A 16076-nucleotide genomic window follows, 5' to 3' on the forward strand; every position below is an offset into this window, starting at 1 on the left:
CTTGCACGGTCCCTTAACGAACGAAGGAATGCATTATGCGTCATAGAGTTGGTCATCGTAAGCTGCAGCGCGCCACCGGTCATCGTACCGCCCTGCTGCGCAACCTCGCCGCGTCGCTCATCAAGCATGAGCAGATCCTGACCGGCGTCGCCAAGGCCAAGGAACTGCGTCCCTACGTCGAAAAGCTGATCACGCTCGCCAAGAAGGGTGGCCTGTCCAACCGTCGTCTGGCCGACGCCCGCCTGAAGGACGATGCGCAGCTCGCCAAGCTGTTCGAAGTCCTGGCCGAACGCTACAAGGACCGCAACGGCGGCTATACCCGCGTGATCAAGGCCGGCTTCCGCGCCTCGGACGCGGCGCCGATGGCGATCATCGAGCTGGTCGACCGCGACGTCAGCGCCAAGGGCCAGGACAGCGGTCCGGTCTTCAGCGCGGAAGACGAGCAGGAAGACGCCTGATCCGACCAGTCCCGCATTCAGGGACTGGCGCTTTACCAACAGGCCGTGGCTCTCTAGGGAGCCACGGCCTGTTGTCGTTTGGAAAAGAGTCGAAAGAGAGGATGCGCGTCGCTGCCCTGATCCTGCTGCCGCTGCTGCTGGCGGCCAGCCCCGCCGATGCGGGGCCGGAGGGCGCCGCCATCGATGCGGGCGGCCTGAAGGCGTCCGACGCCCTGCGCTATCCCGTCGCCAGGCGGCTCGACCTGGTCGAGGATCATTTCGGCGTGAAGGTCGCCGATCCCTATCGCTGGCTCGAAAACGACCTGCGCGCCGACCCTGCGGTGCGCGACTGGGTGGGCCAGGAAAATGCCCTCACCCGCCGCTATATCGACGACCTGCCCGGCCGCGAGGCGCTCAAGGGCCGGATGCAGGCGCTGCTCTCGCACGGCCGCTACACCGTGCCGCGCAAGGCGGGCGGCCGCTATTTCTATGGTTATAACAAGGGGCTTGAGAACCAGACCCCGCTCTATGTCCGCGAAGGGCTGAACGGCCCGCAACGGCTGCTGCTCGACCCCAATGACTGGGCGAAGGATGGCGCGAGCGCGCTGGCGGAATGGACCCCCTCCCCCGACGGCCGCACCCTTGCCTTCGCAGTGCAGGAGGCCGGCAGCGACTGGCGCACGCTCAAGCTGCTCGACGTCGATACCGGCAAAGTGCTGGACGACCGGGTCGAATGGGTGAAATTCTCCCAGATCGCCTGGGACGGCCAGGCAGCGGGTTTTTTCTACTCCCGCTTCGCCGCGCCCCAGGATGGCGAGGCATTCCGGTCGGCCAGCGAGGACCAGCAGCTCTATTATCACCGCATCGGCACCGCCCAGGCGCAGGACCAGCTCGTCTACGCCACGCCCGACCGGCCCGCGCTCAGCCACCAGGCGCAGGTGACCGGCGACGGCCGCTGGCTGATCATCAGTTCCTTTCAGGGCATAGACCCCCGCCGCGAACTCCATGTCGCGGAACTCACCGGCGGTCCGATCAAGCCTCGCCTGCTGGTCAAGGGACCGGCGCAGGACTGGCGGCTGATCGGCAGCAAGGGGACGACTCTCTTCTTCCTGACCGACGATCACGCCCCCCATATGCGGGTGGTGACGCTGGACGCATCGCGCCCGCGCCAGCGACCAAAGCCGTTGGTGCGCGAGCGGCCGGAGACGCTGGCCGGCGGGTCGCTGGTCGGCAACCGCATGATCCTGGCCTATATGAGCGACGCCCAGACCGTGGCCGAACTGGTCGAACTGGACGGGCGCAAGGTGACCGACGTGCCGTTGCCGGGCTTTGGCACCGCGGCGGGCTTTGGCGGGCGGGAAGGCGACCCCGAAACCTTCTTCAGCTTCTCCGGCTTCGTCACCCCGTCCAGCATCTACCGCTTCGACACCAGCAGCCTGCAAAGCCAGATCTTCGCCCAGCCCGACCTGCCCTTCGATCCCGATGCGTTCGGCATCGAACAGCGCCTCTACCCGTCGAAGGACGGCACGCTGATCCCGATGACGATCCTGCGCAAGAAGGCGCTGGCCGATCGCGCGATCGCCGCGCCGACCATCCTCTACGGCTATGGCGGCTTCAACATTTCGCTGACGCCCGGCTATTCGGCGACCCGCATGGCCTGGCTGGAACAGGGCGGCGCCTATGCCATCGCCAATCTGCGCGGCGGCGGGGAATATGGGAAGGCGTGGCACGATGCCGGCCGCGGCGCGAACAAGCAGAATGTCTTCGACGATTTCATCGCCGCGGCCGAATATCTGAAAGCCAACGGCTTCACCCCCCAGAACGGCCTCGCGATCGAGGGCCGCTCGAACGGCGGGCTGCTCGTCGGCGCCGTGGTCAACCAGCGGCCCGACCTGTTCGCCGCCGCGCTGCCGGCCGTGGGCGTCATGGACATGCTGCGCTTCGACCGCTTCACCGCGGGCCGCTACTGGATCGACGATTATGGATCGCCTGAAAAGGCGGCCGATTTCCCGCTGCTCTACGGCTATTCGCCCTATCACAACATATTGGGTGGAAAGGATTATCCCGCGATATTGGTGACCACCGCGGACACCGACGACCGCGTCGTCCCCGCCCACAGTTTCAAATATGCCGCCGCGCTTCAGGCCGCCGACCTTGGCGCCCGCCCCCGCCTGCTGCGCGTCGAAAGCCGGGCGGGCCATGGGTCGGGCAAGCCGGTCGACAAGCTGATCGACGAATATGCCGACAGCTATAGCTTCGCGGCCTATTCCACCGGATTGAAGATCAAGGCCAGGCCGGATTGATAGTCCCGCGGGGGACCGGCGAGGCCGGTGGATGGGCGCCACCGCCGTTCAGCCGCGCGACAGCCGATCGCGGCTATAGCCCCATTCATCGCATGGAGACGCAGGCATGATCGGGACCAAGACTCGCTGGATGACCGGGGCGCTGGTGAGCGCGGGGCTGCTGCTGGGCAGCGTCGGGACGGCCGAAGCCCGCCCGCGCTACGGCTATGGCGGCGGTGGCTGGGGCCATCAGGGCGGCTGGGACCGGCATCATCGCCGCGGCGACGGCTTCGGCCTGGGCGACGCGATCGGTGTCGCGGCGATCGTGGGCGCGGTGGCGATCGTCGCCAATTCCATGAACAAGGACAAAAGGGTTCGCGATCCGAACACCGGCGGCGAATATGACGCGCCCCCGCCCAGCAGCGGCACCGACTATGGCGCGGACGTCCGCGATGACGCCCCCGCACGCGACGACGCCGACTTCTCCGATATCGCGGGCGCCGGCGATGGGAACGGCGCGCTGACCGACGCCTGCGCGCTTGCCGCCCGCGACGAAGCGCAGGCGCGGGAGGGCGGCTATGCCGAGGTGCGCCACATGGAAACGCCGCTCGCCACGGCCGATGGCTATAATATCGACGGCTATGTCGAAACCCGCACCAGCTATCACGCCAATGACGGCGTCTCGCGCCGCTTCACCTGCGCGATGAAGAACGGCCGGGTGGCGGAAGTCTATCTCAGCCGTGACGTCGCGATGCGGTAAGCCGGGTCTGCCAGTCTCGGTCATGCGGCCGGAATGTCGGTTTCCTGCCATGCACTGCCTGCCAGCGGGATGGGCACTCGCCGCCCGTCTGGCACCATTGATGCAGGACCGGCACTTGGTGGCCGCCTCGTTGGCGCACCGGCGCGACCCGTCCGATATCCATCACTTACTCGACCATGGCTTCGCAGCGGCGTTTCAGCGACGATTGCTTCCCGACACTTAACAACATCGTGAACTTCGGCACCGTCGCCCTTGGCAACCCCCGCGCATCCCTATAGCCCCACCGCCATGTCCGCCCCGCCCCTGCCCCGCCGCAACGCCGCGATCGTCTTCATCCTCATCACGGCGCTGCTCGACGTCATGTCGATGGGGATCGTCATCCCGGTCCTGCCGCAGCTCATAGAAACGCTGTCCGGCTCCGACGCGGCCGCGGGCATGTGGAACGGCCTGTTCGTCGCGCTGTGGGCGGGGATGCAGTTCGTCTGCTCGCCCCTGATCGGTTCGCTGTCCGACCGCTTCGGGCGGCGACCGGTGATCCTGATCTCGGTCGCGGGCCTGTCGCTCGACTATGTGCTGATGGCGCTCGCACCCAATCTCTGGTGGCTGGCATTGGGCCGCATCCTGGCAGGCATCACCTCGTCCAGCTTCACCTCCACCTTCGCCTATATGGCCGACATCACCCCGCCCGAAGAGCGCGCCAGGGGCTATGGCCTCATCGGCGCGGCCTTCAGCGCCGGCTTCGTCGCCGGGCCGCTGCTGGGCGGCGTGCTGGGTGAAATTTCCCACCGCGCGCCCTTCTGGGCCGCCGCCGCCCTGTCCGGCCTCGCCTTCCTCTACGGCCTGTTCGTCCTGCCCGAATCGCTGATGCCGGACAAGCGCATGGCGTTTAGCTGGCGTCGCGCCAATCCCTTCGGCGCGCTGCGCCTGCTGCGCTCGCACCCGGAACTGTCCAGCCTCGCCGTCGGCAATTTCCTGCTCTATTTCGCCCATCACATCTTCTCCGCCATCTTCGTCCTCTATGCCGGCGATCGCTACGGCTGGGGCGCATGGCAGGTGGGCGGCCTGCTGGCGCTGGTGGGCCTGCTCGACATGGCCGTGCAGGGGCTGCTGGTGGCCCCGGTGGTCAAGCGGCTGGGCGACCGCACCACCATGGTGGTGGGGCTGTGCTTCGGCGCGATCGGCGTCGCGGCCATGGGCCTCGCCCCGACCGGCTGGCTGTTCATCGCCGCCATGTTCCCCAATGCGCTCTGGGGCCTCGCCATGCCGACGATCCAGTCGCTGATGACGCGGCACGTCTCGCAATCCGAACAGGGCCAGTTGCAGGGCGCGAACAACAGCGTCGGCGCGATCGCCGGCATCGTCTCGCCGCTCTTCTTCGGCGCCATCTATTCGCTCTCGGTGGGGGCAAGACCGACCCTCCCCTTCATCGGCAGCGCCTTCCTCATCGCTGCCGCCGTGCTGGCGTTCGCGGCGCTGATCGGCTGGCGAGCGGGCCAGCAATTCAAGCCGCAACTGGACATATCGGGGCCGGGCGACTAACCGGGCGCGAATCCCTTCCCACGCTCGACATAAAGGCGATTCGATGACGCTGCCCCTTCAGGATTCCATCCTCATCGTGGACTTCGGCAGCCAGGTGACCCAGCTCATCGCCCGCCGCGTCCGCGAAGCCGGCGTCTATTCCGAGATCGCCCCCTTCAACAGCGCCGCCGAAGCCTTCGAACGGATGCAGCCCAAGGGCATCATCCTGTCCGGCGGCCCCTCCTCGGTCATGTGGGAGGACAGCCCCCGCGCCCCGCAGCATTTCTTCGACGCGGGCATTCCGATCCTGGGCATCTGCTACGGCCAGCAGACGATGATGCAGCAGCTCGGCGGCAATGTCGAAGGCGGCGAAAGCGGCGAATTCGGCCGCGCCTTCATCGAGGTGAAGCAGGGCTGCGCCCTGTTCGACGGCCTGTGGACCACCGGCGAAAAGCATCAGGTCTGGATGAGCCATGGCGACAAGGTCACGAGCCTGGCCCCCGGCTTCGAAGTGGTCGCGACCAGCGAGGGCGCGCCCTACGCCATCACCGCCAACGAGGCCAAGCGCTTCTACGCCACCCAGTTCCACCCCGAAGTCGTCCACACCCCCGACGGCGCCAAGTTGCTCGCCAATTTCGTCCGCCATGTCTGCGGCCTCGCCGGTGACTGGACCATGGCGGAGTTTCGCGCGACCAAGATCGCGGAGATTCGCGCGCAGGTGGGCGAAGGCCGGGTCATTTGCGGCCTGTCCGGCGGCGTCGACAGCGCGGTCGCTGCGGTCCTGATCCATGAAGCGATCGGCGACCAGCTCACCTGCGTCTTCGTCGACCATGGCCTGATGCGGCTGGGCGAAGCCGAACAGGTGGTCAGCCTGTTCCGCGAACATTATGGCATCAAGCTGGTCCATGTGAATGCGGAGGACCGCTTCCTGGGCGGCCTCGCCGGCCTCACCGACCCGGAAAAGAAGCGCAAGTTCATCGGCGGCGAATTCATCGCCGTGTTCGAGGAGGAAGCCGCGAAGATTGGCGGCGCCGACTATCTGGCGCAGGGCACCCTCTATCCCGATGTGATCGAGAGCGTCAGCTTCACCGGCGGCCCGTCGGTCACGATCAAGTCGCACCATAATGTCGGCGGCCTGCCCGAACGCATGAACATGAAGCTGGTCGAGCCCTTGCGCGAACTGTTCAAGGACGAGGTCCGCATACTCGGCAAGGAACTGGGCCTGCCCGACATCTTCGTCGGTCGCCACCCCTTCCCTGGCCCCGGCCTCGCCATCCGCATCCCCGGCGAAGTCACCAAGGAACGCTGCGACATTCTCCGCAAGGCGGACGCCATCTATCTGGAGGAGATTCGGAGCGCCGGCCTCTATGACGCGATCTGGCAGGCCTTCGCGGTGCTGCTGCCGGTCCGCACCGTGGGCGTGATGGGCGACCACCGCACCTATGACAGCGTCTGCGCCGTGCGCGCCGTCACCTCGACCGACGGCATGACCGCCGACATCTACCCCTTCGACGCCGCCTTCCTCAGCCGCGTCGCGACCCGCATCATCAACGAGGTCAAGGGCATCAACCGCGTGGTCTATGATTACACCTCGAAGCCGCCGGGCACGATCGAGTGGGAATGATTCAGGCCCCTCCAGAGGGGGCCGGCGCTACGCCAGAATACGCCGTAACTAACTGATAAAATTTATTTTTATCGCAACGACATTCAACGACATTCGGTGGGTAGCATTCAAATCCGTCGAGCGATCTGACGGTATCGCCTCCTCTTGTCCATCGCCAAAATCGCCGTTACCGTCAGGGATACAACAGCCCCTGACGGTAATTTTTTCCGCCTAAGTCACTGGAAACGGTGTGCTTTTCGGGTTGGGAGAGGTGCGTTTTAGGGGTGACGGTAAAAATGATCGGAGGCCCTGGCAATGTTGACCGACGCAGCGCTCAAGCATTTGAAACCAAAAGAGAAAGCCTACAAGGTTTCGGACCGTGACGGCATGTATGTGCGCGTCGGGACGAACGGCACCATTTCCTTCCGCCTGGATTACCGTCTTAACGGCAGGCGCGAGACCGTAACCATCGGAAAATACGGACCTTCTGGCCTTTCTCTGGCACGCGCTCGAGAGAAGTGCATCGACGCCAAGCGCATGGTCCAGGAAGGGCTATCGCCTTCAATTGAAAAGCAAAGGGACAAGCGCCGGATCAAGGAGGCCAAGAGCTTTGGCCAGTTCGGTGAGAAGTGGCTGACTGCGGCGCCGATGGCCGACAGCACCCGCGCGATGCGTCGCTCGATCTTCGAGCGTGAGCTGCTGCCGACGTGGCGCAATCGGCTCTTGTCGGAGATCACCCCCGGCGACCTTCGCGCTCACTGCCTTGCCATCGTGGATCGCGGCGCGCCCGCGACCGCGATCCACGTCCGCGACATCGTCAAACAGATTTACGGTTTTGCGATTCTGCACGGGGAGAAGATCACCAACCCCGCCGACGAGGTTGGCCCGGCGTCGATCGCAACCTTCACGCCAAAGGATCGGTCGCTTTCTCCCTCGGAGATCCGCGTGCTCTTCAAGATGATCGAGAAGGTGGCGACCCTGCCGACGATCCGGCTCGGCATGAAATTCTTCCTGCTCTCGATGGTGCGGAAGAGCGAACTGCAGGACGCCGTGTGGGATGAAGTCGACTTCGAGAACGCCGTCTGGTCGATCCCGAAAGAGCGCATGAAGCGCTCGAAGGCGCACAACGTCTACCTGTCGACGCAGATGCTGGACATCCTGATCGCGTTGAAGACCTGTGCCGGAAACTCGAGATATCTGCTCCCCTCACGCTATGACGCTGACGCGCCTATGTCGCGAGCGACCTTCAACCGCGTCACCTACTCGGTTGTCGAGCAGGCCAAGAAGGACGGGCTGCCGTTGGTGGCCTTCACAGTGCACGATCTCCGACGCACCGGATCGACCCTGCTCAATGAGCTCGGTTTCAACAGCGACTGGATCGAAAAGTGTCTCGCCCATGAGGACGGACGCTCCTCACGCGGCGTCTATAACAAGGCCGAGTACGAGGTTCAGCGTCGCCACATGATCCAGGAATGGTCCAACACCGTCGACGCCTGGATCGATGGCCGGAAATATGCGCCGGTCATCATACCGCCGGCGATGCCGCTGCTCGAACCCGATCCTAGCCTCTGACCGGGCGGCTGCGGCGATGACGAACATCAACTTGTTGGCCTCTGGCGATCGGCCTGGCGCGCCGCGATGCGAGCCATGCCTCGACCTCAGCCAGATCCCACACGACACAGCGCGACGACAGCGCGAAGCGTCGGGGGAATTCCCCGCGTTGTTCCATCCCGAAGATCGTGCTGTCAGCGAGCGGCACCATCTCTTTGAGCTGCTGGCGCCGGATGGTCCTTGTATGTGTGACCGGATCGGACTTCGGCATCGCAATACTCCTACACTTCTCGATTGCCAGCGATTGAAAGCGCGGGATCGGCGAAATGGAAAGATCAGGATCGCGGGAGCGAAGGGTAGCGTAGAAAAACAAAGGCACGGCGCCTTCCGGTTTTCCAGCACAACGATCTATGCTCTTCGAAAGATTGTTTTTGCGTCGCGACTCGCGGACGGTATGAACGGGTCGGGGGCTAGACAACGTGGATGAGACGCAGCGCAGTTTCTATGGGCTGAAGTTCGAGAACGCCTTCCTGCGCGACAAAGGAAAAGCGTTCGAGACCCTCTTCGCGCGTATCATGGCGCATGGTTTTCCGGGCGATTTCGAGACGGTTCGCCCCTACGGTTCCAAAGGCGATCTCAAATGCGATGGCTTCCGAGCCAGCGACGGAACCGTTTTTCAATCCTATGCGCCCGACACGATGAAGCTCGAAGCCCTTCTCGCCAAGATCGAGGAGGATTTCTCGGGAGCCCGGACGCATTGGGGCGATCGCATGCGGCGCTGGATTTTCGTCCACAATGATCCGCGCGGCTTACCCGCCGAAGCCGTCCGCTTGCTGGAAGATCTGCGGCACGCAAATCCGTCGATCGACATCGCGACCTTCGCTGAGGCCGAGATGCGGATGGTCGTGATGGGGCTTGCGCTTCATCAGCTTGAGGAGCTGTTCGGCTCGGCGCCGTCACAGCGGACACTCGAGCGCCTTGACTTCGCCGCGCTGCGCCCCGTTCTCATAGCGATCCAACGCCAACCACCGCCGGCCGATCCGCCACTGACCGCGCCGTCGCCGCTCAAGCTTCAGAATAATGCCTTGTCCGAGGACGCGGCGGGGCTGCTTCGTCAGGGACGCAGGAGGGAGCGCTTGGTTCAAGACTTCTTCGATGCCTGGCCCGACCCGGCGCTCGGCGAGGCCATCGCCGAAGGCTTCCGGATCCGCTACCAGGCGCTCAAGGCGGTTGGTCTGTCCCCCGACGCAATTTTCGGCGAGCTTCAGGCTTTCGCAGGTGGCATGGAGGGTGAGCCGGCGCATCAGGGGGCGGTGCTGGCCGTGCTTTCCTACTTTTTCGAGCGTTGCGATATATTCGAGGACGCTCTTCGAGACGCCACGCCATGATTCTGCCGACCAAACATATCCGACCGGACCGCACGCTGCTGAGCATTGGCGGCGAATTGCTGGTGGAGCTGCGCGAGCCGGCTACGGTGTCTCGTTTGTGGGATCACGTGCGCATGGCCCGTGGCCGTACCCCTGCCGCTGCGCCGATCAACTATGATTGGTTCGTCCTAGCGCTGGACCTCCTGTTTACGATAGGCGCTGTCGAGCTGGATCGCGGTCTCGTCCGGAAGACCGCCGCATGATTCACTCGGTCTCCAGTGATCTTGGCACGTTCAAAAGCCTTAGTTTCAAACCGGGACTTAACGTGCTGCTCGCGGACAAGAGCGAAGGCGCCTCCGACCGGCAGAGCCGCAATGGTGCCGGCAAGACCAGCTTCATTGAGCTCGTCCATTTCCTGTTCGGCGCCAAAGTCGACAAAGAGAGCATTTTCAAGTCTGACACGCTTGCCCCTTGGACCTTCGATGCGCGCGTTGATATCGTCGGCGAACAGGTCGACATCAGCCGGTCCGGCCTCAAGCCATCGCGCATTCGGATCCAGGGCGACACGTCAGGGTGGTCGATAGAGCCCACACTTGATGCCATGATCGGCGACGTCACCGTGAGCCTCGAGCAGTGGCGCAGTGTGCTCGGGGCCGACCTTTTTGGCCTGCCAATCGCGCTCGACGGTGAGGAGATACCCCGCTTCAGCCCAAGCTTTCGCTCGCTCTTCTCCTATTTTGCCCGGCGACAGAACAGCGGGGGCTTTCTGTCGCCGACACAGCATTCGACAAAGCAGCAACCTTGGGACCAGCAGGTCTCAATCTCCTATCTGCTCGGTCTCGATCCCCGCATACCGCAAGAGTTCCAGGAGGTGCGCACTCAAGAAAAGGCGATGTCCGAGCTGCGCAAGGCGGCGAAGGCTGGCGATCTCGGCAAATATTTTGGATCGGCCGCCGAGCTGCGCACACGGCTCACCATCGCCGAGGCCCGCGCCCGTCGGCTGGCCGAGCAACTCACCACCTTTGTCGTCGTTCCGGAATACGCCAACCTGGAGCGCGAAGCCTCGGCAATCACGCGCGATATCTCATCGTTCAACGACCAGAACACGGCGGATCGCGAGTTGATCCTCCAACTTGAAGGCGCTTTGTCGAACGAAGCGGCGCCGGCGTCGACCAATCTGGAAAGGATGTATGCCGAGGCGGGCATCGTCCTGCCGGGGACGGTGAAGCGGCGATTTGACGAGGTGCAGCTGTTCCACGAGGCGGTCATCGAGAACCGTCGCTCCCATCTCGCATCCGAGCTCGAGGCGGCGAACGCCCGCATCGCGACGCGTGATGCGGAGCGCGAACGTATCGACGAGCGCCGCCGGCAGATCATGGGAATTCTCCGTTCGGGAGGCGCGCTCGAACATTACGCTTCCCTCCAGGAAGAGGCGGGGCGCGCCGAGGCCGAAGCTGAGGGGCTGCGGCACCGCCTCGCGACGGCCGAACGGATCGAGAGCACCAAGGCCGAACTCGACATCGATCGTGCGCGGCTTTTGAAGGCACTGCAGGACGATCATCATGAGCGAGCACCAATCATCTCCGAGGCAGTCCTCGCCTTCGAGGAACTCTCGAACGCACTGTACGAGAAGGCCGGGAGTCTCACAGTAAGCGCTACGCCGAACGGTCCGACGGTCGATGTTCGGATCGATGCGCAGCGTAGCAAGGGCATCACGAACATGCAGATATTCTGCTTTGATCTGATGCTCGCAGAACTCGTCACCAAGCGCGGCATGGGCCCCGGTTTCCTTATCCATGACAGCCATCTGTTCGACGGCGTCGATGAGCGGCAGGTCGCCAAAGCGCTTCAGCTCGGGGCCGATCACGCCAGCGCGGTCGGCTTTCAATATATCGTGACGATGAACTCGGACGCGTTGCCGCGCGATGGCTTTCGCCCAGGCTTCGACATCCGCGATTTCCTGGTCCCAACCCGGCTCACCGATGCGACCGAATCCGGCGGGCTCTTTGGTCTGCGTTTCAACTAATGCCGCAATATCCTCACAACGCTTCTATCGCGCGATCAGATGCGAGGTTGTTCGATGGTAGCGCCGGCTATCGAAAGATCGCATGACCCCGCTGATCGTCGCCATCCTTGCCGGCATCGTCTCCATCTTTGGCTTCGTCACCACACGCGGATCAAAGGTGTCCGAGTTCCGACAGGCCTGGATCAATGCTCAGCGTGAGGATCTCGCCACGGTCGCGGCGCAAGGCCGGCGCATCGCGCGCGGCGACACGGCCAAACGCGACGATGCGCTCGCTGCGTTCGACCTGGCATATGAGCGCATCCGCCTGCGTGAGAATCCCATCAAGCGCGAATGGGACGCGGTAGTCACGCTGATCGCTGCGTGCAGGACAAAGCTGACTGCCAGGCCGCCGGCCTCGGATATCGACGCCGACATCGAGACGATCGTGCTCGCCGCGCAGGATTTACTTAAGATCGAATGGAACAAGGTTCGGCGCGGCGAGCTCGGCTACCGGGTCCTGCTCGTGGCGGCCCCGATCTTCACAATGGCGCTCGCGTGGCTGCTCTGGACCAATTTTCCGAGTGAATCGGCGCGACCGCCGCTTCCTCAAAACGCCGAAGCTCCGGCGCTACCGGTACCAAAGGCCTTGGGGAAGTGAAGACCCGCGGCAATCTCGTCACTGAACGGGCCGGGGTTAATTTCGCGCGATCCGTGGTGGAGGGCGCCGGATCGCTCTTCAAGGAGATCAACCTCCAACATGATTTCGGTCACGACGCGACCATCATCCCCGTCATCGACGGACATGTCCGCCCGCGCGAAATCGCGCTGCAGGTTAAGTCGGGCGCAAGCTATGTCACTCCCGGCACATGCCATTTGCCGGCCTCCGCCGCGCATGTCTATTTTTGGGCCAAGCACGATCTCCAGACGCTCGGCGTTGTTTATGATCCGGTCGAGGTCATGGCCTATTGGATCGACCTGCAGACCGCCTCGCGCGACGCCCTGGCGCAAAATCCCAAGGCCGGGACCACCTTCGTGTTTGCCAAGGCGATGTGGAACCGGTTCGACCCCGACCAGTTCGGGACGATCCTTCTCCCCACCCTGCTCGGCGAGGCGCCGACCGTGCCGCTCGACACTGTCTGTGCCTGGGTTCGATCGGACGATGTGGAGACGCACGATCTCGGCGTCCGCGTCATCCGGGCTCGCCATTATTTGGCGGCAGACGCCTGGTCCTGCCTTATCGACGCCTTTCTCGAGAAGCCGGCCGAGCAGCTGACGATTGCCGTCGCGATCGCAATGGCCAAGCTGCTCGGGCATGACGACCTTGGTTATCATACCGGACAGGTGCCCGACGCGGTGCGCGCGCCGCCGCTCGCCCGCATCCTCGCTTTTGGACCCGCCGAGATCGCCAAATTGCTGGCGCTGCTCGACGATGAAGATTTCGAGCGCCCGAGCCTGGGCTACAGCCTGATGCCCTTGTGGGGCATGTCCGCCCAGAGCATCGCGATCCTCACCACCATCGTCGCCGACGAAAGTTTTGAACCTGATGTCCGCAGCCGCGCAGCCAGCCTGCTGGCTTGGTACCGGCATGACCCCGAATGGTGGTCTTTCTGGCGGCGGGATACCGGAAAATGGGGCCTTTAGTCGCGGTCCCACCAATCGGGCTCGACCCGCCCGAAGTCGATGTGCAGATGCTGCCGGTTCATCTCGACCTCATAGGGTTCGTAATTGTCGTCTTCGGTGGCCGCGCAGATCACCGTGACGTTGATCGTCCGGGTCTCCGTCTTGCTCGCGGCGGTTGATCCCATCGAGACATAATCCTTGTCGACCCCATCGCGTATCTGCAGGTCGAAATCCGCCTCGAACGTGATCTGGCAGCTCAGGTCGATCGAGAAGGTGAGTTCATCTTCGTCCAGGGACACGACGCTCGGCCCATCCTCCACTTCCCAGCCATCGAGGCTCGCGGCGCTTGGCATCGCTTCCCAGATGAACTCGGATTCGCCGTCAGGCGTGAAGTCGCAATTTTCCAGCCAGCTGCCGATCTCGCTCTCGATCATCTGGGCCAGCTCGGGCGCCGTCCCGCCGGCCAGCGCCAGCACCAGTCGTTGCGCGATCAGCACGCCTGCCAGATTGTAGCGCTCGAGCATCTTGGCCAGATCGTCGACGACGACGATATAGGCGGACTGCTCGGCAAAATCATGCCAATCGCCATCGCGGCTGACCGCCAGCACCATGCTGTGCTTCTCGCGCGCAAGATGCTCGAGCGCCATCAGTGCGATCGCGTCGGGGAATTCGGACTTCTTGCCGTCCTTCTCTGAAAATGGTGGCAGCGGCAGGAAGTAGCGGTCGCGCAGTTCGCGAAGCGACACCCGCCCTTCCGATTCGAGCATTTCGGCGCCGATGACGCCGAGAAAGGCATCCCACTGCGCTTGCGCGTGCAGCACCGCGTCACCGTCCAGGTCGACCGCCGGCGCCAGCGCGGACCCCGTCTCTGGCCGATGCCAGGCCTTGCGATACTGGTTGAGCGCGGCCTTGAGATTGGCGGCCTTCTCCCGGGCCTCCTTGACGATATGCGCCCGGACCTCGCCGGCGATCATATCGGAGAAAATGACCGACACGCCCGCGCCTTTGAATTGGTCGAGCCGCTGGAGCGCGCGGTAGCGCAGGTTGCAGCCGAATTTGTCGAAGATGCTCGTATCAAGCGTGATGAAGCCGATTTCATGCGCGGCGATGGCTGCGTCGAGCTGCTCTTCTGTCCAGACCGGCATCTCAAAGCTCCGCCATGTCAGCCGGCAGGCCTTCAAAGGCGTACGGCTTGAAGAACGCGCCATTCCACAGAAGGTCGCGCTCGCCGGCGTTCAGCTGCGCGTCGTCGCAAACGCCGTCCCAATGTTCGCGGATCGCTGCCGTCTGATGTCTAACGATCGCCTTGGCCTCGTCGGCCGAGAGCAGGAAGGCTGGCGATGCCTCTAGGCAGTGTCGCAATTGGCTCGCATTGACCTGGCCGGAAATGAGCATCGCCTGTCCCGCTTCACCCCCGGCGCGAATTTGCGGGCAGATGTCATAGGCTGGCGTCATCGCCAAGCTCTGGCCATCCCAAAAGGCGGCGTGGTTGCGCGCATGATCGTCGGTATTGCCGCACAGGATGTTGAAGACCAAGCGGCCAAACAGCTCGCGAAGCGTCCTGGTCGGATCGACAAAGCGATGGCGGATGATCTCGGCAAGATCCTCATAGCTGGCATAGCGCGCCATCATTTCGTCGAGCTCGAGCATGGTGAGCGCCGAGACGATCGCCCGCCGATGCCATGCGTCCTGCGCTTGGACGCGATCAAAGCGTTCGACCATGAAGACATCCTTGCCCATGGCGCGCTCCAGCCGGACGGGCGCAACCGCAAGGCCGGCAATCGCGGCCAGGCGCATCGCCACATATTCCGCCTTCACGACATTGTGCAGGTCGTTAGTGGCCGAGAATTTGGCGATGAACTTGATACCCTCGGCATCGATGAGAACTTTGGGCCGTGCGCCGCCGAGCGAGGTGCCGTGCTGCAAAGCTTGGTCGAGTTCGGGCGTGAGCGGGAGCCGCTTCTCGACCCGCTCGGCCGATTCCATCAGTTCGCTGAGCGACGCCGCATGGCGCTGGCGAGGCACATAGTCGGTCGCCGACAGCTGGAAGTCGAGCGCCCCGATCCGGTCCGAACCCGATTCGAGCAGATAGGTCAGTTCATCGAGTTCGGCCCCGTCGATCTTGTCCGCTTTCTTGCCGAGCGTGCGATTGATGATGACGCGTCGCCCCCAGGCGTCGGGCGATGCGTCGCGGATAGCGCTCGGCATCGAAAGCCCGGGGACCAGCGGCAGGATGCCGGGCTCGAGCGGCAGTTCGGGGTGATAGATGGCGATGCGGTCGCGATGCTGGAGATAGGATCGGCCATAATTGAACAGGATCTTCTTGCCGTCCCGACTGAGACGACCCGCGACCAACGGATCCTTCGCACCGGGAAGCCAGATCCAGACATAGGCCTCGTCGTACCGAACCTCAGAAGTCATCCTTGACTCCCGCGGTCCGGCGCGCGCGGACGCTTCCCGGGAGAAGGGTCAATTTGTCGGCCTGATGTGCCAGGTGCGTCGCCAGCCGGCTCCGCTCGGCTTCGAACAAGGGGACACCGACGATCGCGGCGACTTCAAACACCGCCCCGATCGAGCTGCCCGGATCCCCCGCTTCGATGCGGCGCAGCAGGGCGCGCGAAATGCCTGCGCGCTCGGCCGTTTCATCCATGCGCATGGCTTGCTCAAGCCGCGCGATCCGGATGCTGTTGCCGAGCAGCGCAATGGCGTCTTGGGCATAGCGCGATGCAGCGCGATTGACGGGCTTGGGCATGACATGATCCATAAATGTCGCGTGAGGCCGATTGGCGAGCTATTTATGGACCGTCTTATCAAGAGTCAAGGTATCTGGTTCTAGCATGCGCCATAAATAGTCCATGAAGGCATGCCGCGATCTATTTATGACCCATCCACAGCCCGATTTCCGCTTCATGCCTTGCCAAGCCGACGCGAAG

General features: G+C 63.7%; 15 protein-coding genes. 11 read left to right on the forward strand and 4 right to left on the reverse strand.

Going from position 1 to position 16076, the window contains the following annotated elements; all coding sequences use genetic code 11:
* Positions 1-35: 35 nt before the first annotated feature.
* The 6 genes from rplQ to K9B33_RS08615 all read left to right on the forward strand — a co-directional run bounded on the left by rplQ (position 36) and on the right by K9B33_RS08615 (position 8172).
* Positions 36-458: a 50S ribosomal protein L17 gene (rplQ, locus tag K9B33_RS08590; RefSeq protein WP_224548099.1), complete on the forward strand. Its 423-nt coding sequence runs from the start codon at positions 36-38 to the stop codon at positions 456-458.
* A 101-nt stretch (positions 459-559) separates the two neighbouring features.
* Positions 560-2740, forward strand: a complete 2181-nt coding sequence (locus tag K9B33_RS08595) for a prolyl oligopeptidase family serine peptidase (protein WP_224548101.1) — start codon at positions 560-562, stop codon at positions 2738-2740.
* 106 nt (positions 2741-2846) lie between these two features.
* Entirely contained in the window at positions 2847-3479 is a 633-nt protein-coding gene (locus tag K9B33_RS08600) for a hypothetical protein (protein ID WP_224548102.1), read from the forward strand.
* 288 nt (positions 3480-3767) lie between these two features.
* On the forward strand, positions 3768-5018 hold the full coding sequence (locus K9B33_RS08605) for a TCR/Tet family MFS transporter (protein ID WP_224548103.1): 1251 nt from the start codon (positions 3768-3770) through the stop codon (positions 5016-5018).
* A gap of 43 nt (positions 5019-5061) precedes the next feature.
* Positions 5062-6621 (forward strand): glutamine-hydrolyzing GMP synthase, encoded by a 1560-nt coding sequence (gene guaA, locus K9B33_RS08610; protein WP_224548104.1) that lies wholly within the window; start codon positions 5062-5064, stop codon positions 6619-6621.
* Positions 6622-6915: 294 nt separating this feature from the next.
* Positions 6916-8172, forward strand: coding sequence for a tyrosine-type recombinase/integrase (locus K9B33_RS08615; protein ID WP_224548105.1), 1257 nt, complete (start codon positions 6916-6918; stop codon positions 8170-8172).
* Here the strand turns inward: K9B33_RS08615 and K9B33_RS08620 are convergent.
* On the reverse strand, positions 8162-8422 hold the full coding sequence (locus K9B33_RS08620) for a helix-turn-helix transcriptional regulator (RefSeq protein WP_224548106.1): 261 nt from the start codon (positions 8420-8422) through the stop codon (positions 8162-8164). The two genes, K9B33_RS08615 and K9B33_RS08620, sit on opposite strands and share 11 nt — an antisense overlap.
* A gap of 208 nt (positions 8423-8630) precedes the next feature.
* Between K9B33_RS08620 and K9B33_RS08625 the strand changes: the two genes are divergently transcribed.
* The 5 genes from K9B33_RS08625 to K9B33_RS08645 all read left to right on the forward strand — a co-directional run bounded on the left by K9B33_RS08625 (position 8631) and on the right by K9B33_RS08645 (position 13164).
* The gene (locus K9B33_RS08625; RefSeq protein WP_224548107.1) at positions 8631-9539 is read left to right on the forward strand and encodes an ABC-three component system protein; all 909 of its coding nucleotides are present in this window, start codon (positions 8631-8633) and stop codon (positions 9537-9539) included.
* Positions 9536-9781 carry an ABC-three component system middle component 6 gene (locus K9B33_RS08630; RefSeq protein WP_224548108.1) on the forward strand — a complete coding sequence of 82 codons (246 nt, stop codon included), beginning with the start codon at positions 9536-9538 and terminating at the stop codon, positions 9779-9781. Before K9B33_RS08625 ends, K9B33_RS08630 begins: the two co-directional genes overlap by 4 nt.
* Entirely contained in the window at positions 9778-11544 is a 1767-nt protein-coding gene (locus K9B33_RS08635) for an ABC-three component system protein (protein ID WP_224548109.1), read from the forward strand. Before K9B33_RS08630 ends, K9B33_RS08635 begins: the two co-directional genes overlap by 4 nt.
* A gap of 82 nt (positions 11545-11626) precedes the next feature.
* Positions 11627-12181, forward strand: coding sequence for a hypothetical protein (locus K9B33_RS08640; RefSeq protein WP_224548110.1), 555 nt, complete (start codon positions 11627-11629; stop codon positions 12179-12181).
* Positions 12178-13164: a DUF4365 domain-containing protein gene (locus K9B33_RS08645; protein WP_224548111.1), complete on the forward strand. Its 987-nt coding sequence runs from the start codon at positions 12178-12180 to the stop codon at positions 13162-13164. Before K9B33_RS08640 ends, K9B33_RS08645 begins: the two co-directional genes overlap by 4 nt.
* Here the strand turns inward: K9B33_RS08645 and K9B33_RS08650 are convergent.
* Genes K9B33_RS08650 through K9B33_RS08660 form a run of 3 tightly spaced genes read right to left on the reverse strand, consistent with a single transcriptional unit; the run spans position 13161 to position 15895 of the window.
* Positions 13161-14288, reverse strand: a complete 1128-nt coding sequence (locus K9B33_RS08650) for a PIN domain-containing protein (protein ID WP_224548112.1) — start codon at positions 14286-14288, stop codon at positions 13161-13163. The two genes, K9B33_RS08645 and K9B33_RS08650, sit on opposite strands and share 4 nt — an antisense overlap.
* A gap of 1 nt (position 14289) precedes the next feature.
* Positions 14290-15564 (reverse strand): type II toxin-antitoxin system HipA family toxin, encoded by a 1275-nt coding sequence (locus K9B33_RS08655; protein ID WP_224548113.1) that lies wholly within the window; start codon positions 15562-15564, stop codon positions 14290-14292.
* Positions 15554-15895: a helix-turn-helix transcriptional regulator gene (locus tag K9B33_RS08660; protein WP_224548114.1), complete on the reverse strand. Its 342-nt coding sequence runs from the start codon at positions 15893-15895 to the stop codon at positions 15554-15556. Before K9B33_RS08660 ends, K9B33_RS08655 begins: the two co-directional genes overlap by 11 nt.
* Positions 15896-16076 lie beyond the last annotated feature (181 nt).

The sequence above is a fragment of the Sphingobium sp. 3R8 genome, assembly GCF_020166615.1.
Lineage (GTDB): Bacteria > Pseudomonadota > Alphaproteobacteria > Sphingomonadales > Sphingomonadaceae > Sphingobium > Sphingobium bisphenolicum.

What these genes read in the sequence shown, in the direction of transcription:
- K9B33_RS08630 (WP_224548108.1), top strand. Translation starts at nt 9,536, where the DNA reads ATGATTCTGCCGACCAAACATATCCGACCGGACCGCACGCTGCTGAGC.
- K9B33_RS08605 (WP_224548103.1), top strand. Translation starts at nt 3,768, where the DNA reads ATGTCCGCCCCGCCCCTGCCCCGCCGCAACGCCGCGATCGTCTTCATC.
- rplQ (WP_224548099.1), top strand. Translation starts at nt 36, where the DNA reads ATGCGTCATAGAGTTGGTCATCGTAAGCTGCAGCGCGCCACCGGTCAT.
- guaA (WP_224548104.1), top strand. Translation starts at nt 5,062, where the DNA reads ATGACGCTGCCCCTTCAGGATTCCATCCTCATCGTGGACTTCGGCAGC.
- K9B33_RS08635 (WP_224548109.1), top strand. Translation starts at nt 9,778, where the DNA reads ATGATTCACTCGGTCTCCAGTGATCTTGGCACGTTCAAAAGCCTTAGT.
- K9B33_RS08660 (WP_224548114.1), bottom strand. Translation starts at nt 15,895, where the DNA reads ATGCCCAAGCCCGTCAATCGCGCTGCATCGCGCTATGCCCAAGACGCC.
- K9B33_RS08620 (WP_224548106.1), bottom strand. Translation starts at nt 8,422, where the DNA reads ATGCCGAAGTCCGATCCGGTCACACATACAAGGACCATCCGGCGCCAG.
- K9B33_RS08655 (WP_224548113.1), bottom strand. Translation starts at nt 15,564, where the DNA reads ATGACTTCTGAGGTTCGGTACGACGAGGCCTATGTCTGGATCTGGCTT.
- K9B33_RS08595 (WP_224548101.1), top strand. Translation starts at nt 560, where the DNA reads ATGCGCGTCGCTGCCCTGATCCTGCTGCCGCTGCTGCTGGCGGCCAGC.
- K9B33_RS08650 (WP_224548112.1), bottom strand. Translation starts at nt 14,288, where the DNA reads ATGCCGGTCTGGACAGAAGAGCAGCTCGACGCAGCCATCGCCGCGCAT.
- K9B33_RS08600 (WP_224548102.1), top strand. Translation starts at nt 2,847, where the DNA reads ATGATCGGGACCAAGACTCGCTGGATGACCGGGGCGCTGGTGAGCGCG.
- K9B33_RS08615 (WP_224548105.1), top strand. Translation starts at nt 6,916, where the DNA reads ATGTTGACCGACGCAGCGCTCAAGCATTTGAAACCAAAAGAGAAAGCC.
- K9B33_RS08640 (WP_224548110.1), top strand. Translation starts at nt 11,627, where the DNA reads ATGACCCCGCTGATCGTCGCCATCCTTGCCGGCATCGTCTCCATCTTT.